Origin of the sequence: Solidesulfovibrio alcoholivorans DSM 5433 (genome assembly GCF_000702665.1) — a bacterium.
Classification (GTDB): domain Bacteria; phylum Desulfobacterota; class Desulfovibrionia; order Desulfovibrionales; family Desulfovibrionaceae; genus Solidesulfovibrio; species Solidesulfovibrio alcoholivorans.
Map to the genome: position 1 here is coordinate 631,024 of NZ_JNJA01000001.1, position 23,110 is coordinate 654,133.

At 68.2% G+C, this 23,110-nt stretch carries 18 protein-coding genes; 9 read left to right on the plus strand and 9 right to left on the minus strand.

Annotation, left to right across the window (positions count from 1 at the left end; all coding sequences use genetic code 11):
- Window positions 1-4 precede the first annotated feature (4 nt).
- From Q368_RS0102820 to mdlC, 9 genes are all read right to left on the minus strand, one after another.
- On the minus strand, window positions 5-1,438 hold the full coding sequence (locus Q368_RS0102820) for an outer membrane homotrimeric porin (RefSeq protein WP_029457212.1): 1,434 nt from the start codon (window positions 1,436-1,438) through the stop codon (window positions 5-7).
- 74 nt (window positions 1,439-1,512) lie between these two features.
- Window positions 1,513-2,907 (minus strand): glutamate decarboxylase, encoded by a 1,395-nt coding sequence (gene gad / locus Q368_RS0102825; protein ID WP_029457213.1) that lies wholly within the window; start codon window positions 2,905-2,907, stop codon window positions 1,513-1,515.
- A 35-nt stretch (window positions 2,908-2,942) separates the two neighbouring features.
- On the minus strand, window positions 2,943-4,391 hold the full coding sequence (locus Q368_RS0102830) for an amino acid permease (protein WP_029457214.1): 1,449 nt from the start codon (window positions 4,389-4,391) through the stop codon (window positions 2,943-2,945).
- A gap of 373 nt (window positions 4,392-4,764) precedes the next feature.
- Window positions 4,765-5,160, minus strand: a complete 396-nt coding sequence (locus Q368_RS0102835) for a response regulator (protein ID WP_029457215.1) — start codon at window positions 5,158-5,160, stop codon at window positions 4,765-4,767.
- Window positions 5,141-6,562, minus strand: a complete 1,422-nt coding sequence (locus tag Q368_RS0102840; protein WP_029457216.1) for a sensor histidine kinase — start codon at window positions 6,560-6,562, stop codon at window positions 5,141-5,143. Before Q368_RS0102840 ends, Q368_RS0102835 begins: the two co-directional genes overlap by 20 nt.
- Window positions 6,559-7,608, minus strand: coding sequence for a DUF202 domain-containing protein (locus Q368_RS0102845; RefSeq protein WP_029457217.1), 1,050 nt, complete (start codon window positions 7,606-7,608; stop codon window positions 6,559-6,561). The genes Q368_RS0102840 and Q368_RS0102845 overlap by 4 nt, the downstream gene beginning before the upstream one ends.
- Window positions 7,598-9,082 carry a hypothetical protein gene (locus tag Q368_RS0102850; RefSeq protein WP_029457218.1) on the minus strand — a complete coding sequence of 495 codons (1,485 nt, stop codon included), beginning with the start codon at window positions 9,080-9,082 and terminating at the stop codon, window positions 7,598-7,600. The genes Q368_RS0102845 and Q368_RS0102850 overlap by 11 nt, the downstream gene beginning before the upstream one ends.
- A gap of 285 nt (window positions 9,083-9,367) precedes the next feature.
- A complete protein-coding gene (locus Q368_RS0102855; RefSeq protein ID WP_029457219.1) occupies window positions 9,368-9,751 on the minus strand; it encodes a hypothetical protein in 384 nt (127 codons plus the stop codon).
- Between the two features lie 104 nt (window positions 9,752-9,855).
- Complete coding sequence (gene mdlC, locus Q368_RS0102860) at window positions 9,856-11,484, minus strand: benzoylformate decarboxylase (protein ID WP_029457220.1); 1,629 nt, start codon at window positions 11,482-11,484, stop codon at window positions 9,856-9,858.
- 164 nt (window positions 11,485-11,648) lie between these two features.
- On the opposite strand from mdlC, the gene Q368_RS0102865 reads away from it, so the two are divergent.
- The 9 genes from Q368_RS0102865 (at window position 11,649) to Q368_RS0102905 (ending at window position 23,086) form a co-directional block, all read left to right on the plus strand.
- Window positions 11,649-13,391, plus strand: coding sequence for a transporter substrate-binding domain-containing protein (locus Q368_RS0102865; RefSeq protein ID WP_043784741.1), 1,743 nt, complete (start codon window positions 11,649-11,651; stop codon window positions 13,389-13,391).
- Window positions 13,388-14,803 (plus strand): sigma-54-dependent transcriptional regulator, encoded by a 1,416-nt coding sequence (locus Q368_RS0102870; protein ID WP_029457222.1) that lies wholly within the window; start codon window positions 13,388-13,390, stop codon window positions 14,801-14,803. The genes Q368_RS0102865 and Q368_RS0102870 overlap by 4 nt, the downstream gene beginning before the upstream one ends.
- Window positions 14,804-15,130: 327 nt before the next feature.
- Window positions 15,131-16,561 carry an anion permease gene (locus Q368_RS0102875; RefSeq protein WP_029457223.1) on the plus strand — a complete coding sequence of 477 codons (1,431 nt, stop codon included), beginning with the start codon at window positions 15,131-15,133 and terminating at the stop codon, window positions 16,559-16,561.
- A 37-nt stretch (window positions 16,562-16,598) separates the two neighbouring features.
- On the plus strand, window positions 16,599-17,438 hold the full coding sequence (locus Q368_RS0102880; protein WP_029457224.1) for a fumarate hydratase: 840 nt from the start codon (window positions 16,599-16,601) through the stop codon (window positions 17,436-17,438).
- Entirely contained in the window at window positions 17,438-17,995 is a 558-nt protein-coding gene (locus tag Q368_RS0102885) for a Fe-S-containing hydro-lyase (RefSeq protein ID WP_029457225.1), read from the plus strand. The genes Q368_RS0102880 and Q368_RS0102885 overlap by 1 nt, the downstream gene beginning before the upstream one ends.
- Before the next feature lie 49 nt (window positions 17,996-18,044).
- Window positions 18,045-19,469 (plus strand): C4-dicarboxylate transporter DctA, encoded by a 1,425-nt coding sequence (gene dctA / locus Q368_RS0102890; RefSeq protein ID WP_084158648.1) that lies wholly within the window; start codon window positions 18,045-18,047, stop codon window positions 19,467-19,469.
- Window positions 19,470-19,528: 59 nt separating this feature from the next.
- Window positions 19,529-21,244 (plus strand): FAD-binding protein, encoded by a 1,716-nt coding sequence (locus tag Q368_RS0102895; protein ID WP_029457227.1) that lies wholly within the window; start codon window positions 19,529-19,531, stop codon window positions 21,242-21,244.
- A 1-nt stretch (window position 21,245) separates the two neighbouring features.
- A complete protein-coding gene (locus Q368_RS0102900; protein WP_029457228.1) occupies window positions 21,246-22,217 on the plus strand; it encodes a succinate dehydrogenase/fumarate reductase iron-sulfur subunit in 972 nt (323 codons plus the stop codon).
- Complete coding sequence (locus tag Q368_RS0102905) at window positions 22,214-23,086, plus strand: CoB--CoM heterodisulfide reductase iron-sulfur subunit B family protein (protein WP_029457229.1); 873 nt, start codon at window positions 22,214-22,216, stop codon at window positions 23,084-23,086. The genes Q368_RS0102900 and Q368_RS0102905 overlap by 4 nt, the downstream gene beginning before the upstream one ends.
- Window positions 23,087-23,110: the final 24 nt, after the last annotated feature.

Sequence of the window (23,110 nt, forward strand, 5' to 3'; positions counted from 1 at the left end):
CGCCCTAGAACTTGTAGATGAGGCCGATCGCCCCCTGCCAGGCGTCGCCGGCCTGGTTGACCATGCGCCGGCCCCAGATGCTCGCGCGGAAGTCGTAGCCCCTGGCCCAGCCCGTTTCCACGATCAGGTTGACGGCATCCGTGAGGGCGAAGGCGTGCTCGCTGGCGATGGAGAGCAGCCGCTCCCCCTGGGCGAGGTCCTGGCCCATGGTCACGTACTGCCCCGGGCCGCCCGTGGCCGCCACGGCCTTGCGCAGCCCGGCAGGGGAGCTCGTGCCCGTGGCGTAGGAAAAGGCGACGAGCGAGGTCAGGCGGTCGATCAGGCTGATGCGGTCGAAGTTGACCACAAGGCCCATGCTCCCTTGCGGCGTGGTGTTCATGGACGCCTGGGTCAGGTACTGGTCGGCGTTGAAGAGAAACGAGCCGCGCGGCCCCCACTGCGGATTGACGCCCGGCAGCCGCTCGGAGCCGTTGGAGAGCCCGGCGTCCTCGCCGCTGCCCCACCAGCCGAGCAACTGCGGCGCGACCGCGGTAAATCCCGTGTATTCCAGGGCCGCGTCCGCGAACCAGCCCTGCCGGTGGTTGCGCGAACGGTCGCCGGCGAAGGCGTTGCCGTAGATGCCGTCGGCATAGACCTTGACCGGGATGGGCAGTTCGTAGGTCAGGGCCGCGCCGGTCCAGAACGCGGCGTTCTGGTTGTTGGCGAACGCCGTTGACGGCGAGGCGTAGCTGCCGGCGGCCAGCAGGGTGTTGCCCATGGGGCTCGGCAGGTCGGCGGAGCGGCCGAGGATGGCCGCCGCGCCCCAAGGCGTGAGGCGCAGGCCCGAAACCGTTATCGGCAGCGTGAGAAAGGTGAAATCCAGTTCGTCGCCGACCTGCGTCGTGGTCGTGTCGTAGGTCCTGTTCGTGTCCACCAGCCGGGCGTAGCCCGCCGTGACCGCGAGGGCGTCGTCGAGCAGCGGGGCGCGCACGATGAGGGCGGCTGCGTCGCTGTTGCCCGAATCGGTGCCAAAGACCAGCGAATCGTAAAAAACCTCGGTATGCGGCAGGGACACGGGCTGGTAGCCGGCGGTCACCTGCACGCGCGTATCCGGCACGGTGAACTGGAGGTAGCACTGGTAGGGCTGCACGGCCACGGTCGGGTTGGCCGCGGTCAGGGTGCCGTGGCCCCAGGTTTCGTTGTTGACGCGCAGCCCGAGCCGGAAGGAAAGGTTCTCGTTGGCGGTGAAATCGACGTGCAGCCGCATGCGCTGCCAGATGTTGAGGGTGTCTTCGGTCTGCGTACCGGCGGCGTTCCAGCCGGTGTAGTTCTGGCCGCTGAAAAACGTGCCTTGGACGCGGAAATCGCCGTACATGGCCACGGACGTGGCCAAGGCGGGAACGGCGGCGACGAGGCAGAGCGCGGCCAGGCAGGCGGCGGCGAAGCGCGGGCGTGGCATGGGAACTCCCTTCCCGGGCGCACGGCCGCGGGCCGCCGTGGCGGCCCGCGGTCCGGCGGCGTGCCCGGAACGGCTTAGGTGTGGCTGAATCCCGAGGCCGTTTCGGCCGTGAGGGAATGGGTCACGGGGTTTTTCGCGAAGTAGTCCAGGCAGCGTTCCATGTCTTCCATGAGCAGGTCGGCCAGGTCGCGGCTGAAGCCGTGGCGCACCAGGGCGCGCATGACCACGAGGTCCGTGCGGTCGGCGGGCATGGAGTAGGCCGGCACCTGCCAGCCGCGCGAGCGCAGCCGGTCGGACAGGTCGTAGAGGGTGAATCCCTTGGCCGCGCCTTCCTTGAGGCTCCAGGTCACGGCCGGAATGCCGCCCCGGCCGTCGTAGATGACGTCGAAGCAGGGAATCTTGCGCAACGCGTCGCCGAGGTAGGCGGCCGTGGCGTAGCAGGCGCTTTGGATCTTGCGGTAGCCTTCCCGGCCCAGGCGCAGGAAGTTGTAGTACTGGGCCACGATCTGGCCGCCCGGGCGCGAGAAGTTGAGCGCGAAGGTCGGCATGTTGCCGCCCAGGTAGTTGACGTTGAAGATCAGGTCCTCGGGCAGCTCCTTGGCGTCGCGCCAGACCACCCAGCCGACGCCCAAGGGCGACAGGCCGAACTTGTGGCCCGAGGCGTTGATGGACTTGACCCGGGGCAGGCGGAAGTCCCAGGCGAGGCCGGGGTCGCAGAAGGGGGCGAGGAAGCCGCCGCTGGCCCCGTCCACGTGGACGGGGATGTCGAAGCCTTTTTCGGCCTGCAACTTGTCGAGCGCGGCGCACACGTCCGCCACGGGCTCGTACTGGCAGGTGTAGGTCACGCCGAGGGTGGGCACGACGCCGATGGTGTTCTCGTCGCAGCGCGCCACGGCCTCTTCGGGGCTCATGATGAGCCGATCCCGTTCCATGGGGATCTCGCGCAGCTCCACGTCCCAGTAACGGGCGAACTTGTGCCAGCAGATCTGGACCGGGCCGCAGACGAGGTTGGGCTTGTCGGTCGGCTTGTGCGCGGCGTTTCGCGCGGCGCGCCAGCGCCATTTCATGGCCAGCCCGCCGAGCATGGCCGCCTCGCTCGAGCCGGTGGTGGAGCAGCCCATGGTGTTGGCGGCCTCGGGCGAATGCCACAGGTCGGCCAGCATGTGTACGCAACGCGCCTCGAGTTCCGCGGTCTGCGGATACTCGTCCTTGTCGATCATGTTCTTGTCGAGGCACTCGTCCATGAGCCGGTGCACTTCGGGATCGGCCCAGGTCTGGCAAAAGGTGGCCAGGTTCTGGCGGGAGTTGCCGTCGAGCATGAGTTCGTCGTGCACGACCTGGTAGGCGTGCCTGGGCTCGATTTCCTTTTCGGGAAACCGGTACTTGGGCATGCGCACCGACAGGTCGCTCGAGGCGTAGACGTCGTCGAGGAGATCGCCGCGGACCGTTTCCTTCTGATGCAAGACCATGCATCGCCTCCTTCGTTGGGGCGTCGCCGGGCGGCCTAGTTGCCGCCCTGGCGCCAGCCGGGTTTCTTGCAGGCGTTAATGACAAGCGGCAGGCCGACGAAGACCACCATGCCGGCCGCCACCAGGCCCACGTAGAGCGCGGGATTGCCCACAGGCAGGTTGGTCGGCGGGAAAAACCCGACCACCAGGGAGAAGCACACGCCGACGAGGCCCGTGCCGGCGACGAACCACATGCCGCCGAGGCCGCCGGGCACCTTGTAGGCGCGCGGCAGGTCGGGCCGGGTGCGGCGCAGCTTGATGGCGGCGGCGTACATGAGGATGTACATCACGAGGTAGAGGGTGACGGTCATGGCCGAGAGCACGAAAAAGGCCACGCTCACGTTGTCCATGACGAAGTAGAGGCAGGCGAGGAGGCTGACGATCACGGCCTGGATGAGCAGGATGTTGATCTGCACGCCGTGCTTGTTGACCTTGGCCATGAAAGGCGGAATCTCGCCCTGCTTGGCCGTTTCGAGCAGGCCCCGGCTCGGGCCGCCGACCCAGGACATGACGCCGCCGATGGAGCCGAAGGCCGTGAGCACGCCCATGACCGGGGTGAGGAATTCGAGATGGAATTTGGAAAGCAGCAGTTCGAAGGCCTGCATGAGCCCGGCCGTGAGGCTGATTTCCGCGGCCGGGACCACGGCGGCCACGGCCAGGGAGCCGAGCATGAAGAGCAGGAAGATGACCGCCGCGGCCAGGAACATGCTTTCCGGGAACTGCTTGGCGGGCTCTTCCAGTTCGCTCGCGTGCACGGCATGCACTTCCACGCCGGCGAAAAGCAGGATGATGCCGGCCAGAAACGCGATGCTGCCAAGGCTCGTGATGTGGGGGAAAAGCCGGGCGTGCGCGCCCGAGTGGGCGAGGCTTCCCGCCGCGTCGGCGACCGGGCCGGGGGTCAAAAAGGCGATGGGGTTGCCCTGGTCGACCCAGAGAAGCCCCAGGACGATGACGATCAGCCCGGGCAGGACCGTGCCGCACAGCGCGCCGTACTTGGTGACGAAGCTCGCGACGCTCGAGCCGGCCAGGGTCAGGAACGTGGCCATCCAGTAGCAGGCCAGGATCACGAGGCCGGTGTAGACGCCGTTTTCGGCCAGGGCGGGCTTCATGACCGCGTAGGCCAGGCAGCTGGCCGCGAACCCGAGCACCGTGGGATACCAGACCACGTTCTGGATCCATTGCAGCCAGATGGCGGTGAAGCCCCAGCGCGAGCCGAAGGCCTCCTTGACCCAGGTGTAGACGCCGCCGCCCTGGCTGCTGAAGGCGCTGCCGAGCTCCGCCGCCACGAGGGAGGCGGGGATGAGGAACATGATCGTGGAAAAGAGGATGTAGAAAATCAGCGACAGCCCTTCCTTGGCCATCATGGGCAGGCCGCGCAGGCTCACCACGGCCGCAACGGTCATCATGCACAGCGTAAACACCGAGAGTTTCGTTTTTCCGGTCATGCGTGGGTACCCTCTTTGGCCGACGGTGATGGGGATGCGATGGGCGCGGGGGCGGTTGCCGCTGTCTGACAGTAATTTCGAATATCGCATAGCATAATTGTTTTTGAAGGGAAAATAAAAATGACGGTAGATTTTACATTGCGAGTAATAATTCATGATACCATGGCGTTACGAATTCATGACGAAAAGTGGGCTCCGTCAGGCCGGGATATTCCAGGGCACAACGCCTTGTATATGGTATTGCAGCGGTGATTTCGTGCGCGCCGCATCCGTTGCGCGGGGCATAAAAAGAGCGACACGGTGCAAGGCCGGGCTTTGCGTCGTGCCGCCGTGTTCGGGGCGGGGGTAAGGGAGCCGGCGTGCGCCGGCGCGGTCAGGCGTCCTGGTGCGCGCCCGCGTCCCGCGACAAGGCGCGTTCCACGGATTCGAGCAGTTCCTTGATCTTGAACGGCTTGGGAAAGAAGTCGTGCACCTGGCCGCGGAAGGCCTCGATGGCCGTGTCCAGGTGGGCGAAGGCAGTGATCATGATGACGTGGATGTCCGGGTAGAGCGTTTTGACGGTCTTGAGCAGTTCCATGCCGTCCATGCCCTTCATCTTGAAATCCGTGACGATCAGGGCGAAGCGCTCCTCGGACAGGCGGCGCAGGGCCGAAGCGGCGTCGAGAAAGGTCTCCACCGTGAAGCCGTGCTTGGTCAGGTGGATGCGCAGCATGTCCCCGACCACTTTTTCGTCGTCGATGACCATGATCCTAAGTCGTTGCGTGTCCATGAGAAGCCTCCGTCGGGGGAAGGGCCGGCAGCTCGACGGAGCAGGTGGTGCCTTTGCCCACCGCGCTCTCCACACGCAGCCGCCCGCCGTGGTTTTTGACGATGCCGTAGCTGACCGAAAGCCCGAGCCCCGTGCCTTCGGTGCCCTTGGTGCTGAAAAACGGGTCGAAGACGTGGGGCAGGGCGTCGGGGGGAATGCCCTGGCCGTTGTCGGCGATGACGATATGCGCCGTTTGCCCGGGCTGGCCCCGGGTGGACACGCGCAGCTCTCCGCCGGGCCGCATGGACTGGATGGCGTTGGTGATGAGGTTGACGAGCACCTGGTGCATCTGCGCGGTGTCGGCGAACACCCGGGTCTCGTCCGGGGCGATGTCCAGGGCGAGGTCGATGTTGGAGACGTGGAGCATGTTGCGCACGAGCGGCAGCGTGTCCGCGACCAGGGCGTTGATGCCGACCGCGCGCATGCTGGCGGCCTTGGGCTTGGAGAAGTCGAGCAGGTTGGTGACGATGCCGTGGATGCGGCCGCACTCCTTCCGGATCTGCCGCACCATCTCCAGGCGGTCGTCGGGGGGGAGCTCCTCGCCCATGGCCTCGAACGTCTCGGCGATCATGGAGATGTTGTTGACCGGGTTGGTGATCTCGTGGGCCACGCCTGCGGTCAGGGTGCCGAGCGAGGCGAGTTTTTTCGATTGCAGGATCTCGGCCTCGCGGGAACTCAGGCGCTCGGACATGGTGTTGACCGCCCGGATGACCGACGCCAGTTCGTCGTGGCTCTTGGGCTCCTCGATGCTCTCGAACTTGCCGTCGGCGATGGCCCCGGCCAGCCGCTCCACCTGGGCCAGGGAGCGCAGCACCTTGCGGAACAGAAGCGGCGCGGCGAGCACCGCCGTGCAGACCACGGCCGCCAGGGACAAGGTCATGGTGCTGCGGGACGAGGCGATGATCTCCCCGACCTGCGCCCGCTCCCGGCGCACGAGCGCGGTGGAGAATTCCCGCAGCGCGCGGCCGGACTCCCGCATGGCCGCCTCCACGTCGTCCCGGGGCATGTCCGCGGCGGCGGCCTGCCTGACGGCGGCGGCGTAGGCGTCGAGATGGCGCGTGAGGGACTGGTAGTTGGCCTCGCCCGCGCCCCGGACGATGCGGCCGCGCGATTTGGACAGCACCTCGCGCGTGGCGTCGATCCTGGTCGCGATCTCGCCGAGCGCCGCCTTGTCGCCGAACAGGAACAGGTTTTTCTCCGCCAGGCGCATTTCCAGGAAGCCGGTGTTGAGGTCGTCCTGGACCTCCACGAAGCGCAGCTTGTCCACCACCCGGTCCATGTCGTGCCGGGCGAGCACGGCGAGAAGCACCAGCAGGGCCAGGCTCGTGCAGCTGCCCACGATCAGCTTGGTCTTGATCCTCATGCCCGTTCCCCCGGCGGGTCCACGCACCTGGGCGTGCGGACCGGCTCCTGGCGCACCGGCCAATACCACAACAGGCCATCGACGACCATGGCCGCGCCGACCACGGCGAGCAGCCAGTCGACCAGGGAGAGCGGGCCGCCGCCGTAGTAGCGCAGCAGGCCGATGCCGAGGCTGAGCACGGCCACGCCGGTGCGGATGAAGGCCAGGCCCGTGCGCGCCCGTGCGGCGATGGTGCGGTAGCAGGCGCAGACCGTGCGCTGGGCGGCCAGGACGTTGCGCTCCCGGGCGAGGTGGATGCGTTCCGGCGCGCCCGAGGCGATTTCCAGGATGGTGGCGTGGTTTTCGAGCATGTCGCCCAGGCGCGCCAGCATGGTGGGTTTCGACGGCGGCCGCCGCCGGCCCGGGCTGTCGATGAAGTGGTATTCCTCGAGGAACTGGAGCGTGGCGGCGGAGATTTCGACCAGGGTCTGGACGCCGGGCAGGCTACGCCTTGAAAAGCGCAGGCGCAGGTAGCCCCCTGCGGCGGCCCCGGCCAGGACGAGGCCGAAGACGAGGCAGGCGATGTCCGCGTTTTGGGCCGAAGGCGTTTGCGCGCCGCGCAGCAGCGTGTTGCCGAGGGCCATGAGCCCCAGGCCGAAGCGCGAAACGCTCAGCCAGGTGCGCCCCGTGGCCATGTCCGTGCGCCAGCAGGCCAGATGGGTACGCCAATGGGCCATGGTGTTGCGCCAGTGCGCCAGGTTGGTGCGCACCACGCCCACGGCCGCGCCGGTCACGGCCGGCTTGTAGTCCGCGGCCACGCGGGCGATGTCCCCGGGCGCGGCGGGAACGAAGCGCAGCCGCAGGCCGGCCAGGGCCGTTGCCGCGGCCTCGCGCCCGGCGGCCTCGCGCCCCTGGGCCAGGGCGACGACGGCGGTTCCGTCGGCGTCGCGGAAGAGGGGAAACCAGCTGTCCTGGCGGAAATCCTCCGCGGCAAGCCGGGCGAGCAGGTCGGCCGGAATCCGCAGCCGTTCCTCGAAAAAGCAGGGGGCGTCTTGCTTATGCGCCATGGCTTCCGCCCAATCCGGCGCTGGCGCGGCCCCAGGAGGACTCGGGCGCGGCGTAGTCCGGCACGGCCAGTTCGAAATCGGCCGTGCACAGGCCCGAGCTCCGGCGCTCGGCCGCCGCCGGCAGATACCAGTACAGGCCGTCCGCGAGCAGGGCGAGCCCCGTGCCGAGCAGGCACAGGTCGAACACGGTCCAGCCCGTGGACGCCGTGCCGAACCAGGCGAGCAGGCCCAGGCCCACGGCCACGGCGTTGAGCCCCGTGCGGATGAAGGAAAGCCCGGTGCGGCCCTTGGCCATCTGCGTGCGCAGCCGCGCCAGGACGTTGCGCTCCTCGGCGAGGACGGTGCGCTTAAGCGCCAGCCCCGTCGTGCCGCAGAGGCCGTCGCAGGCGTCTTCCATGCCCTGCGCGCAAGCTGCGTCGGGCCGGTCCAGGGTGCGGGGGCTCGGGCAGGCCGCGGCGCGGCACATCGCGGCCTGATAGAGCCTGCCGGCGCGCCGGGCCGGCAGGTACCACGACAGGCCCTCCAGGGCCATGACCGCGCCGACGCCGATCAGGCCGAAGCTCGTGACATCCCACGGGCCGTGGTGGAACTGGCGGATCATGGCGATGCCGACACCGGCCACGGCGATGCCCGTGCGCCCGAGCGCCAGGCCCGTGCGCGAGCGGGCCATGATCGAACGCAGCTCGGCCAGGGTGGTGCGCTCCAGGGCCAGGGCCGTACGGTCCATGGCCAGGAAACGGCGGCGCGCCACCGGGGACAGGAGCTCCCAGGCCGCGCGCAGCGCCCGCGCGCCGGGCACGGCCGGCAGCCAGCGAAAGCGCGGCCAGCGCAGGTCGGCCGACACGGCGAGCACACCCGTGTTGCCGAGCGCCGGGTCCGGCTCGGGCACGCACGCGGGCAGTCCCCGGCGCGACATGCGCCTGGCGGGCAAATACCAGAGGATGCCGTCCACGATAAAAAAAAGCCCCGCGCCGCACAGCAGCGCCTCGAACGGCAGCGCCGGTCCGAGGCCGAAAATGCGCAACAGCACGAGCACGACGGTCAGGAAGGCGATCCCGGTGCGGAACATGGAAAGCCCGGTGCGGCCCCGGGCCAGGGTGGTGCGGAAACCCGCGAGAAACGAGCGGCGCGCGGCCAGGTAGGTGCGCACCTTGGCCAGCTCCACCCGGCCGGCCTCGGGCGGGAATCCGGGGCAGACGTCGGCGGAATTGTCGAGGATGCGCGCAACCGCCTCGCGGTCGGCCGGCAGCACCGTGACGTCGCTTGCGCCGAGGGCGGCCGCGGCTTCCCGCGCCAGGCCCTCGCGTTCGGGTGGCGCGGCGGCGACCAGCACGGTCGCGCCGTCGCAGCCGATGGGGACCCACAGGCCGGCGCGCATGGCGGCAAGCGCCCCCCGGCCCCGGAATGCCTTGGGAACCTCGAAATCCGCATCGCCGAGCGCCCGCGCAAGCGTCTGCGTCCGGTTGTCGTGCATCTTTTCCCCCACTGCACATCGCGAAGCGGTCCGCAACGCCTGACGCCGCGTCCCCAAAAAATACGTCAGTATTTTTTAATAATCATATAAGGGTGTTCTCCCCGAGAAAAAGCGCATTTCCGAGGAGCGGCTCCGCTGTGTCCGGAGACGGCCGCGGGGAGTGCAGGCGCATCCGTCACAAGAAAGTGCGAGGTTCGTAATCCGCCTCGTGCGCCAAGGCAAGGCCGGACTGCCCCGAGCCGGTTCCCGCGGCGCGTGCGGGGCCAAAGCGCACGCACGCGCGTTTCATATGCGCGGGAAACTGCAAGACGGTTCGTTTCGGGCATCTTGTGCGATGGCGAAAAAAATCATGCCGTCTGTACAGGGGCGGCGAGAGGACGCATAAGACAGGAAAAGGAGGTGTGCAGTATGCAAGGCGACCACGAACATCACCACGAGCATGCCCACGAGCACTCCCACGAACACGAGCACGAGCACGAACATCCGGGCTCCGGCCGGCACAGCCACAAGCATGTGCATGTCCATTCCCACGAGCACGGCCACGACCACAAGCATCCCCACGACCATGGCGCGGCGGCAGGCGTCCACGACCACGAGCATCCCGGCGAGCACGGCGCGCACGACCATGCCCACGAAGGACACGAGCACGAGCCCCACGACCACGAACATTAGAATTGTGTAAGCCGGGCGCGAAACCGCGCCGCGGATGGCAAGGCCGGCGCTCTCCTTTTGCGGGGGAGCGCCGGCCTGTCGCGTCGTACGCAGAAGCGTCCCTAGCCGGCGGAGAGCAGCGTGTGAATCGCCGTGTCGATGGGGATTTCGATGACGCTCACGCCCTTTTCGCCAAGGGCCTTGGCGAAGCCGTCGCGGATGTCCGCAACCGTCGCGGCGCGCCAGGATGCGGCCCCGTAGCCCTTGCCGAGGGAGACGATGTCGAGCCCGGGCAAATCGAGGCCCGGCACGCCAGGCGTCTTCTCGAGCATGGCGAAGGATTTGAGGATGCCGTACTCGCCGTTGCGCAGCACCAGGAAGACCATGTGCAGCCCGTGCTGCACCGCCGTCCAGACGGACTGGAGCGCGTACTGGAACGAGCCGTCGCCGATGACGGCGATCACGGGCCGGTTCCTGCCCGTGCGCTGCTCGGCCAGGGCCAGGCCCACGGCCGCGGGCATGCCCCAGCCGAGCGCACCCGAGGCCATCATGTACCAGCTGTCGGGCTTGGCGATGGTCCCGAGCCTCGTTTGCGCCAGCTCCCCCATGTTGGACGGCGACTCGTTGACGAGCACGTAGTCCTCGGGCACGCGCTCGGAGAGCACGGCGAAGACCTGCTCGGCGGTGAGCGGCTCCCGGGCGTCCTTGAGGATGTCCGCGGCGGGCTCGCGCCGCAGGTACGGCTCGCGCGCGGGATTGCCCGTCCGTGCGCGCACCAGGGGCAGGAGCGCCTCCAGGGCGAGCCCGCTGTCGCCGACGAGGCTGTCGCCGGCCACGGATTTGGCCGCGTCGAAGGCGTCGTCCGTGACCTGGAGGAGCTTGGCTCCGGCCGGCAGGTACTCGCCTGGCACCCAGGGATAGTAGCGAAAGACCGGCGCGCCCACGACCACGATCAGATCATGGCCGGCCAGGGCCTTGCCCAGGGGGCCGATGGCCGGCGGCAGGGTGCCGGCGTAGAGCGGATGGGTCTGGGGAAAGGGCACGTTTTCCGTAAAAGGGGCGAGCCAGACCGGAACGCGCAGCTTTTCGGCCAGGGCGATGCCCGCGTCCCAGGCTTCGCTGCGGGCAAGGTCGCCGCCGTAGACGAGCACGGGGTTTTCGCTGGCGCTTATGCGCGCGGCAAAGTCCGCGATGCGCGCCGGGTCCGGGGCGACGCGCGTGGAGACGCCGCGCAGCACGTCCACGTCCGCCATCTCCTGGTCCCAGTCGTCAAGCGGCAGGGACAGGAACACCGGGCCGGTCGGCTGCTGCATGGCCATGGCGTAGGCGCGCATGAACGCGCCGGGCACGTCCTGGGGCCGGGCCGGTTCGTAGCTCCACTTCACGTAGGGCCGCGGCAGGAGCGTGGGCTCGAAATTGGTGAGGAACGGCTCGGCGAGCAGCATCTGCCGGGTCTGCTGGCCGGCGGTGATGATCAGCGGCGTCTTGTTGAGGAAGGCGGAGAGCATCGCGCCCATGGCGTTGCCGAGCCCCGCGCCGGTGTGCACGTTGACCAGCACCGGCTTTTTCAGGCCCTGGGCGAGGCCGTCGGCGATGGCCACGACGTTGGTCTCCTGCAAGGCCAGGACATAGGTGAAATCCGACGGGAAGTCCTTGAGAAAGGTCTCTTCGGTGGAGCCGGGATTGCCGACGACGGTGGTCAGTCCCAGGCGGCGCAGCAGGTCGAAGGTGACTTCGCGGACGAGCGGCATACGGAGACTCCGTGGTTGGTGTTCGTCGCTCCTCGCTTGGCGCGAACGCGGCGTGTTCGCCCCGGACGGGGAATGGTTCTAGCATAGCATAAGCGAAGGCGGAGGCAAGGGCTCCCCGGAGCAAGGGAATTGACGCGCAACGGGAAACCCGGCAGGGCAGGGCCATGACACGCCGCACGCCGCGCCTGTTCCTCTGGGCCTGGGTCCTGCTGCTTTCCTGCGTCGCCCTGGACGCGGCCCAGGCCGCCGCCGTCGAGGACCTCGCCCGGGTCATCCCCGGCATCCTGCGCCCTGTCAGGGTGGGCGGCGACCGGGACTACCCGCCCTACGAGTTCCTGGACAAGGACGGCAAGCCGGCGGGGTTCAACGTGGACCTCACCCGGGCCGTGGCCGAAGTCATGGGCATGCAGGTGGAGTTCCGCCTGGGGGCCTGGGCCGGGGAACGCCAGGCCCTCATGGACGGGGACATCGATATCCTCGAGGGCATGACCTACTCCGACGAGCGCGCCCAGTACCTGGACTTCGCCCCGCACACCATCGTCAACCACGCCATTTTCGCCCGTCGCGGCACGCCGCCCGTGGCGACCCTCGACGATCTGGCCGGCAAGAAGGTCATCGTGCACCGCAGCGGCTACATGCACGACGTCCTGGCCGCCAGGGGGTTCGAGCCCGACCTGGTCTTCTCCGACACCCCGGCCGACGGCCTGCGCCTGCTCGCCTCGGGCAAGGGCGAATACGCCGTGGTGGCCATGCTGCCGGGCATCTACATCATCCGCGAGAACAAGCTCGACAACATCCTGCCCGTGGCCCGTTCCGTGGCCACGGTGCGCTACGGCTACGCCGTGACCCCGAAAAACGAGGCCCTGCTCGCCCGCTTCAGCGAGGGGCTGGCCATCCTGCGAGAGACCGGGCGCTACCAGGCCATCCACGACAAGTGGCTGGGCGTGCTCGAAAGCGGCAAGGTCCGCTGGGACACCATCGGCCTCTACGTCGGGGCCGTGGTCACGCCGCTTCTGGCCCTGCTCGGCGGAGCCATGCTCTGGACCCATTTCCTGCGCAAGCAGGTGGCCCAGCGCACGCGTTCCCTCACCGAAGCCCTGGAGGAGCTTTCCCGCAACCAGCGCCAGCTCGTCCAGGCCGACAAGATGGCGGCGCTCGGCATCCTGGTTTCGGGTGTGGCCCACGAGATCAACAATCCCAACGGCTTGATTCTGCTCAATATCCCCATCCTGCGCAAGGTACAGGCCGATGTCTCGCGGCTGCTCGACGGCCTGCGCGAGCGGGAAGGGGAGTTTACGCTTGGGGGCATCGCCTACGTGCGCATGCGTCAGGAGATTCCCAAGATGCTCGAGGAGATGCAGGAAGGGGCGCTGCGCATCAAGCGCATCGTCAACGACCTCAAGGACTTCGCCCGGCGCGAGGAGGGGGCCGGCAAGGCGCTCATCGACGTGGGCGACGCCTCGCGCAAGGCCGTGCGCCTCGTCGAGGCCACCATCCGCAAGCACACCGACCATTTCACGGCCGACTACGAGGAGGACCTGCCCCTCGTTTGGGGCAATTCCCAGCGCATCGAGCAGGTCGTGGTCAATCTCGTCTTGAACGCCTGCCAGGCCCTGCCCGACAAGTCCCGCGGCATCGCCGTCACCACGCGCCACGACGCGGCGCGGGGGCTCGTCGTCCTGTGCGTGCGCGACGAGGGCAGCGGCATCGCGCCCGAACACCTGCCGCACCTGACCGATCCCTTTTTCACCACCAAGCGCGACGCGGGCGGCACGGGCCTTGGACTGTCCGTCTCCGCCGGCATCGCCAAGGAGCACGGCGGCGCGCTGGTGTTCGAGTCGAGCCCGGGCCAGTTTACCCTGGCCTGCCTGGAGCTGCCTGTGGCCAAGGAGGAATCCGCCGCGTGAACACCGCCCCGTATCCCGCTTTCGGCATCCTGATCGTGGACGACGAGCCGGCCTGGCTGCGTTCGCTCTCCCTCACGCTCGAGTCCTCGGCCGGCATCACCAACACGTTTCTCTGCCAGGACAGCCGCGAGGTGCTGCCGCTTCTGGACAAGGGCGGCATCGGCCTGGTCCTGCTCGACCTGACCATGCCCGGGCTCTCCGGCGAGGAGTTGCTCGCCGCCATTGCCGAGCGCCACCCCGACGTGACCTGCATCATCATCAGCGGCGTGAGCCAGTTGGACACGGCCGTGCGCTGCATGCGGCTCGGCGCCTTCGACTACTACGTCAAGACCGACGAGGAGGACCGCATCGTCGGCGGCGTGCTGCGCGCCATCCGCATGCAGGAGCTGCGCGACGAGAACCTCGCCGTCAAGAACCGCCTGGTGGCCGGCGGCCCGGCCCATCCCGAGGCCTTTGCCGGCATCGTCACCCGCTCCCGGGCCATGCACGCCGTGTTCGCCTACATCGAGGCCGTGGCGGCAAGCCCCCAGCCCCTGCTCGTGACCGGCGAATCGGGCGTGGGCAAGGAGAACCTCGTGTGCGCCGCCCATGCCGTGAGCGGCCGCGACGGGCCGCTCGTCGCCGTCAACGTGGCCGGGCTCGACGACGCGGTTTTCGCGGACACGCTTTTTGGCCACGTGCGCGGGGCCTACACCGGTGCCGAGGCCGCGCGCCGGGGCATGGTCGAGGAGGCGGCCGGCGGGACGCTTTTTCTCGACGAGATCGGCGACCTGTCCGTGGCCTCCCAGGTGAAGCTTTTGCGTCTGCTCCAGGAGGGCGAATACTTCGCTCTGGGTTCGGACCTGCCCAAGCGCCTGCGCGCGCGGGTCATCGTGGCCACCCACCGCGACCTCGCCGCCCACGAGGCCGAGGGGCGCTTCCGGCGCGACCTCTATTTCCGCCTGCGCACCCACCACGTCCACATTCCGCCCCTGCGCGAGCGCAAGGAGGACATCGAACCGCTGCTGCGCCACTTTTTGGCCGAGGCCGCCGCCGCCATGCGCAAGGCCGTGCCCACTTTCCCTCCGGAGCTTACGGCCTGCCTGGCCGCCTACCATTTCCCGGGCAACATCCGGGAGTTGCGGGCCATGGTCTTCGACGCCGTGAGCCTGCACACGGGCCGGATGCTCTCCATGAAGAGCTTCCTCGCCGCCATGGGCCGCACGCAGCAGGCCTGCCAACCGGCCGCGCCGCCGCTTAATCCCTTCGCCCCGTTCGAGCAGCTGCCCACCTTCGCCGAAGCGGCGCACTTTCTCGTCGAGGAGGCGCTCTCGCGTTCGGGCGGCAACCAGACACTGGCCGCGCGCCTGCTCGGCATCTCCCAGCCTGCGCTCAGCAAGCGCCTCAAGCACGCCGCGGCCAAACCCTCATAGCCCAGGGTATGGGCATAACCTGCGGTTATGCCACATAACTTCTTGATTCCCCAGAGTATTCCCTGAGATTGCGCCGCGCCCCCATAACCTCGGTTATGGGGGTTCTTGTTTGTTTTTTCACACGCCGGCGCTGTTTTCTTTCGTCATCCCTGCATGTTGCGCCGCACGTCACCCTCCTGGCACTCATCCTGCTTTTATCCGCCGCAAAGGCTGTTTCGCCATGCGGCCTCGCTCCGCCCTGGCGCGGCGACCCACCGCCGCGCCAGGGATCAGACGCGGACAGGCCAGGCGCTGGCGGGCAACGACCCCATTCCCAAGGAGACTCCCATGCAACGCTCCCTCAAGGCCCTCGCCCCGATCCTGCTTGGCCTCGTGATCTGGCTGCTGCCGGTCCCCCAAGGCCTCACGCCCGCCACCTGGACCTACTTCGCCCTGTTCGCCGCCGTGGTGCTCGCCCTGGTGCTCGAACCCGTGCCCCCGGCGCTGGCCGGCCTTTTCGGCGTCACCCTGGCCGCCATCCTGCGCCTGGTGCCTCTTGCCCCGGGCAAGGTCCCGTCCCCGGGCGAGGCCGTCAAATGGGCCTTGTCGGGTTTTTCCAACGGTACGGTCTGGCTCATCTTCGCGGCGTTCATGTTCGCGCTGGGCTACGAAAAGACCGGGCTCGGCAAGCGCCTCGGGCTCACGCTCATCAGGCGCATGGGCAAAAAGACCCTGGGACTGGGCTACGCCGTGGCCCTGGCCGACCTCATCCTCGCGCCGTTCATGCCCTCCAACACGGCGCGCAGCGGCGGCACCATCTTCCCCATCATCAAGAACATTCCGCCGCTCTACGGCTCCACGCCCGAGGAAAATCCCCGGGGCATGGGCGCGTACCTCATGTGGACGGCGCTCGCCACCACCTGCGTCACCTCGTCCATGTTCTTGACCGGCCTCGCCCCCAACGTCCTGGCCCAGTCCCTGGTCGAAAAGACCGCCCACGTGTCCCTTGGCTGGAGCCAGTGGTTCGTCGCCGTCCTGCCTGCGGGCATCATCCTTTTCCTGCTCACGCCGCTTCTGGCCTACATCATCTATCCGCCGACCCAGAAGACCTCGGAAAACGCCCCGATCTGGGCCGCCGAGGAGCTGCGCAAGCTCGGGCCGCTCTCCGGCCGCGAGGTCACCATGGCCGCCCTGGCCGTGGCCGCGCTGCTCGGCTGGATTTTCCTCAAGGATTATGTCGACGGCACCACGGTCGCCCTGGCCGCCATCTGCGTCATGTGCGTGGCCAAGGTGGTCACCTGGAACGACGTCATCGGCTACAAGCAGGCCTGGAACGTGCTGGCCTGGTTCGCGACCCTGGTCACCCTGGCCGACGGCCTGGGCAAGACGGGCTTTCTCAAGTGGTTCGCCGGGGCCGCCGCGGCCCACCTGCAGGGCATGTCCCCCACGGCCACGCTGCTCGGCCTGACCGTGCTCTTTTTCGTCAGCCACTACATGTTCGCGAGCGTCACCGCCCACGTGGCGGCGCTTTTGCCCGTCATGCTGGCCACGGCCATGGCCGTGCCCGGCCTCGATATCGCCAAGGCCTCCATGGTCCTTTGCGCCACGCTCGGCATCATGGGCATCATCACCCCTTACGGCACCGGCCCCTCGCCCATCTATTTCGGCTCCGGCTACGTGAAGAGCAAGGAGTTCTGGGTGCTCGGCACCATCTTCGGCGTGATCTACCTCGGCGTCTTCCTGGCCGTGGGTTTTCCCTGGATCGTCGCACGGGGCTAACGGCCGGGTTTTCCCGGTGAGAAAACAAGGAGCAAGCATGCGTACCCTCGCCAAACAAACCGTCGTCGACGCCGTGGCCGCCATGTGCATCGACGCCAACCGCCACCTGCCGGAGGATGTCCTGGCGTCCTTCGCCCGGGCCAAGGCCGCGGAAACGCTGCCGGCCGCCAGGGAAATCTTCGGCCAGCTCGAGGAAAACGCGGCGCTCGCCGCATCGACCGGCCTGCCGCTGTGCCAGGACTGCGGCCTGGGCGTCTTCTTCGTCGAAGCCGGCGAGGGCGTGCGCCTGTCGGAGGGCACGCTGCGCGAGGCCGTAAACGAAGGCATGGTCAAGGGCTATAAGGACGGCTACCTGCGCAAGTCCACCTGCGACCCCTTCACCCGGAAAAACGTGGGCGACAACTCGCCGGCCATCGTCCATTTCGACCTGGTCGCGGGGGAATCGCTTCGGATCTGCATGATGGCCAAGGGCGGCGGCTCGGAGAACATGTCGCGCGTGATGATGCTCGCCCCGGCCCAGGGCTGGAACGGGGTGCGCGAGTTCGTCATCCGCCGCGTGGCGGAATCGGGCTCCAACCCCTGCCCGCCCATTCTCGTCGGCGTCGGCATCGGCGGCAATTTCGAGCTGGCCGCCATCAACTCCAAAAAGGCGCTCATGCGCGACGTGGACGACGTGCATCCCGACCCCGAGGTCGCGGCCATGGAAGCCGACCTCCTTGCCTCCATCAACCGCCTGGGCATCGGCCCCATGGGCCTCGGCGGAGCCACCACCTGCCTTGGCGTCAAGATCAAGGTCGCGCCCTGCCACCTGGCCAGCCTGCCGCTGGCCGTCAACATCCAGTGCCACAGCGCCCGGCACAAGGAGGTGACGCTCTAATGGCCGAACAGCATCTGACCACGCCGATGACCGACGCGGACGTGGAAAAGCTCCACGCAGGCGACGTCGTCTACCTCACGGGCATCATCTACACCGGCCGCGACGCGGCCCACAAACGCCTGGTCGAGGCCCTGGACGCCGGCCGGGAACTGCCCTTCGATCCCAAGGGCGCGGTGATCTACTACGTGGGCCCCTCTCCGGCGCGGCCCGGCTACCCCATCGGCGCGGCCGGCCCCACCACGAGCTACCGCATGGATTCCTACGCGCCGCGGCTTATTGCCGAGGGCCTGAGGGGCATGATCGGCAAGGGCATGCGCGCCCCCGAGGTCAAGGCGGCCATGGCCGCGCGCAAGGCCGTCTACTTCGGGGCCACGGGCGGCGCCGGGGCGCTGCTCGGGCTTCGCATCAAGGAAGCCAGGGTCATCGCCTACGAGGATCTCGGCCCAGAGGCCGTGCGGGAGCTCACCGTCATCGATTTCCCGGTCCTGGTCATAAACGATTGCCACGGCGGCGATCTTTACGCCGTGCCGGACCTGGAGGCGGCGCTCGGCGCGTGAGGCGCGTGCGCGACAAGTCTTCGGGCATATTCTTGCGATGGGAGTTGCGATGAAACGATTTCACGCAAGCGAGACACGACTTACGGCCGTTGCGGGCGGGTCCGGACCCCCCTGCCCGGGCGGCCGCAAGCCGCTGTACGCCTCGCTCTACTTCTGGGTGCTGGCCGCCATCGCCGCGGGCATCCTCCTCGGACTCGTGCCCGCGACCAAGGGCCTGGCCATGCAGATGCAGCCCTTCGGCGTGGCGTTTATCCGCATGGTGAAGATGCTCATCGCGCCGATCATCTTCTGCACCGTGGTCACGGGCATCGCCAAGATGGGCGACATGGGGCGGGTCGGCCGGGTGGGGCTCAAGTGCATGCTCTACTTCTGGGCCATGACGCTGTGCGCCCTGGCCATCGGCCTCGTCGTCGTCAACCTCTACAAGCCCGGCGCGGGCATGGACGACTACGCCGCGAAAATGCAGGCCGACCAGGCCGAGATCGCCAAGGTCGAGGCCTATGCCGGGGCGGCGAAGAAGATGTCCACGGCGGACTTCCTGCTCCACATCGTGCCGTCGTCCGTGGTGGACGCCTTCGCCAAGGGCGACATCCTGCAGGTGCTCTTCTTCTCCATCCTCTTCGGCATCGCCCTGGCCAACCTGGGGGGAAAGGCCCGCGATTTCGTCGGCATCCTCGACGCATTCTCCAAGGGGCTTTTCCGGGTCATCCACTACGTCATGTACTTCGCGCCGCTCGGCGCGTTCGGGGCCATCGCCTACGTGGTCGCCTCCCAGGGGGCGGACGCCCTGGCGCGGCTCGTCTTTCTCATGCTCGGCGTCTACACCACCTGCCTCCTCTTCGTCTTCGGCGTGCTGGGCGTGGTCTGCAAGCTGGCCGGGTTTTCCCTGTGGCGCTACCTCGTCTACATCAAGGAGGAAATCCTCCTCGTGCTCGGCACCTCCTCGTCCGAGGCGGCGCTGCCGCGCATGATGGCCAAGCTCGAAAACGCCGGCGCGGACAAGTCGGTCGTCGGGCTGTGCCTGCCCATGGGCTATTCCTTCAACCTCGACGGCACCTGCATCTACCTGACCATGGCCGCCGTGTTCCTGGCCCAGGCCACGGCCACGCCCCTCGATATCGGCCACCAGCTCTCGCTTTTGGCCATCTTGCTCCTCACCTCCAAGGGCGCGGCCGCGGTCACGGGCGGCGGCTTCATCACGCTTGCCGCCACGCTGCAAACCGTGAGCTCCATCCCGGTCGCCTCGCTGACGCTGCTTTTGGGCGTCGACCGTTTCATGTCCGAGGCCCGGGCCATCACCAACATGATCGGCAACGGCGTGGCCACCATCGTCGTGGCCAAGTGGGAAAACGCCCTGGACGCGAACCGGCTGCGACTGACGCTCGCCGGGCGCTCCTGCGGCGATCCTGGCGACGGCATCTCCCTGGAACAACCGGCCGAGGCCCTGGCGCTTGCGGCCGCGGACGAAAAATAACGGCAACCCCCTTCCGCGGGCGCGTGCAAGCGGCAGCCGCCGGAGGGAGAGAGGACAGCATGGAATCGCATGACATCGTCATCGTCGGCTCGGGCGGAGCCGGACTGCGGGCGGCCGTGGGCGCTTTGCAGACCAACCCGGGCCTGGACATCCTGGTCGTCACCAAGACCATGCCCACCCGTTCGGCCACGTGCATGGCCGAAGGCGGCATCAACGGCGTGCTGGATTTTCCCGGCCAGGAGGATTCGCTCGACGCGCACAGCTTCGACACCATCAAGGGCAGCGACTACCTGGGCGACCAGGACGCCATCGAGTTCTTCGTGCAAAAGGCCTCCGAGGCCGTGCGCGAGACCGATTTCTGGGGCACGCCCTACAGCCGCGAGGGCGACGGCCGTGTGGCCTGCCGCCTGATGGGCGGTCACAAGTACGCCCGCACCAATTTCTCCGCCGACAAGACCGGCCACATCCTGCTGCATTCCAATTTCGACTACGCGCTCAAGTGCGGCGTGCGTTTCCGCATCAACTCCCAACTCCTGGACGTGGCCGTTACGGACGGCGTGTGCCGGGGCGTCGTGGTGCGCGACACCAATACCGGCGAAGTGACGCCCCTCCGCGCCAGGGCCGTGGTCCTGGCCACGGGCGGCTACACGCGCATGTTCTGGGCGCGCACGAGCACGCCCTACATCGCCACGGGCGACGGCGTGGGCGTGGCGCTGCGCGCCGGGGTGGCGTTCAAGGACCCGGAAATGGTCCAGTTCCACCCCACGGGTGTGGCCAACGGCGGCGTGCTGATCACCGAGGCCGCGCGTGGCGAGGGCGGCTATCTGGTCAACAAGGACGGGGAACGCTTCATGGCCCGCTACGCCCCGGACCGCATGGAGCTCGCCCCGCGCGACATCACCGCCCGGGCCATCGAGACCGAGATCCTCGAGGGCCGGGGCTACGGCGAGGGCCTGGGCGCGCACGTGCTTTTAGACCTGCGCCACCTCGGCCGCGAGCGCATCCTGGAGCGGCTGCCCCAGATCCGCCACGTCGGCCTGCTGTTCGAGAACCTCGATCTCGTGGAACAGCCCATTCCCGTGCGCCCCACGGCCCACTACTCCATGGGCGGCATCGATGTGGTGGACCACGAGCACATGAAAACGACCGTGCCCGGGCTTTTCGCGGCGGGCGAGTGCTCCTGCGTCTCCATCCACGGCGCCAACCGCCTGGGCGGCAATTCCCTGGCCGACGCCATGGTCACGGGCAAGCAGGCCGGCATCGGCGCGGCCTGTTCCATCCCGACCGCCACGTTCGGCGGCGACGCCGCCCTGGAAACCCTCGCCGCGTCCTGGCGCGAGCACTTCCGCGAGGCCACCTCCCGCAAGGGCGACAGGGCCACAGCGCCGCAGCTGCGCGAGAAGCTGGCCGCCGTACTCTGGGAGGGCATGGGCATCTTCCGCACCGAGGAAAAGCTCGCCGGGGCGCTCGACGCCGTAGTCGGCCTGCAAAAGGAGTTCGAGACCGCCGTGGTCGGCAACGCCAATCCGGTCTGCAACACGGCCTACGCCCACTTTCTGGAGGTGGGAAACCTCCTCTCCCTGGCCCGGTGCTCCCTGGTCGCGGCCAAGGCGCGCCACGAGTCGCGCGGCGCGCACACCCGCGAGGACTACCCCGCGCGCGACGACGCCGCCTTCCTCAAGCACAGCCTCGTCACCGTGTCCGGCGGCGACTACCGCCTGGACTACCGCCCGGTGACCGTCACCCGGCACCAACCGCAGGAGCGCAAGTACTGATATGGACACCCTCACGTTTCTCATCGACCGTTTCGACGGCACGGATTCCTGGCGGCAGCGTTACGAGATCCCCTACAAGCCCGGCATGACGGTCCTGGCCAGCCTCATTTACATCAAGGAACGCCTGGACCCCACGCTCAACTTCACGGCCTCCTGCCGCAGCGCCATCTGCGGGGCCTGTGCCGTGCGGGTCAACGGCCATGCGCTGCTCGCCTGCGACACCATGGTCGACGACCTGCTGCGGATCTGGGGCGAGGGCGCGCTTGGCGTGAGCCCGCTCGGCAACGCCAGGGTGGTCAGCGACCTCGTGGTCGCCTGGGAGGAGAAGGTCGAGCGGTTGCGCCTGGCCAGGCCAGGGCTTGACGCCAAGCCGGAGTTTTCCGCGCAGAAGGGCTGCCGGCAGGCCCCCGCGGATATGCAGGCCATCGCCAGGCAGTGGGACTGCATCCTGTGCGGCAGCTGCGCCTCGGAGTGCAACAAGCTGACAGACTCCGAAAAGGACTTCCTCGAGCCCTTCATCTTCACCCACGCCGCCCGCTACGCCGGGGATTCGCGCAGCGCCGTGCCCATGCGCCACGTCGAGGCCATGCTCGAGCACGGCCTGTGGAAATGCGTCCATTGCATGGAATGCGTGACCAAATGCCCCAAGCACATCCGTCCCGGCGAGGACATCGCGGCCATGCGGCGCATGGCCGTGGAGGCGGGCCATACCGACGGCCCCGGCCCGCGCCATGCCGAGGCCTTCCGTACGGACCTCGGCGCGACCGGACGGCTCAACGAGGTCAAGCTCGTGCCCCGCACCGAGGGCATGGTCAGCGCCGCCACCAAGCACCTGCCCTTCACCCTGCGCATGTTCGCAAAGGGCAAGCTCGGCGTCGTGGAAGCGGCCCGGCTGTTCATGGCCGACAATCCCCCTGTGGAAAACATCGACGGCCTGCGCAAGGTCCTCGCCGCCGAGAGGAGCCCGTCATGAAGTATGCGTTTTTTCCCGGCTGCGTCCTCCACGCCGCCGCCAAGGAAGCCCTGTCGTCCACCCTGGCCGTGGCCGACAAGCTCGGCATGGAGCTTGTGGAAATCCCCGGCTGGTCCTGCTGCGGGGCGAGTCACGTGCAGGACGTCGATCCCGAGGCGGCGCTTGTCGCCAACGCCCGCAACCTGGCCCTTGCCGAGAACATGGGCCTGCCCGTCGTCACCGCGTGCAGCACCTGCGCGCTCATGCTGCGCCAGGCCCGGGCCACGCTGCTGGCCGGGGCCATGGACCGGGCCAACGCGCGCCTGGCCGAGATCGGCCTGCGTTTCACGGGTGCCTCGGAAGTGGTCCATTTCCTCTGGCTTCTGGCCGACACCAGCGAGCAGTGGACGCACAAGGTCGAGAGGCCCCTGGACCACCTGCGCGTGGCTCCCTTCTACGGCTGCCATTCCGTGCGTCCACCGGAAATCATGGACTACGAGAGCCACCTCAATCCCCAGAGCCTGGAGCGGATCATCCGCGCCTGCGGGGCGACCCCCGTGGCCATCCCGGAGCGGCTGCGCTGCTGCGGCTTCCACGCCGTGTTCCCGGCCGAGCACACGGCCATGCGCATGACCGCCTCCGCCGTGACCAGCGCGGCCAGGGCCGGGGCCGATTGCCTGCTCACCCCGTGCCCGCTTTGCCACATGCAGCTCGACATGTACCAGCCCGATGCCCTGTCCGCGGCCTGCGGCGAGACGCCCGTGCCCGTGCTGCACCTGGCGCAGCTGGTGGGGCAGGCCCTGGGCCTTACGGCCAAGACCATGGGGCTTGGCCGGCATATCGTGGACGCCAGGCCCGTGCTCAAGGCGGCGGCGGGTTCCTGCGGCTAGGCGGGAAAGGGGGCGGCCGCCGGG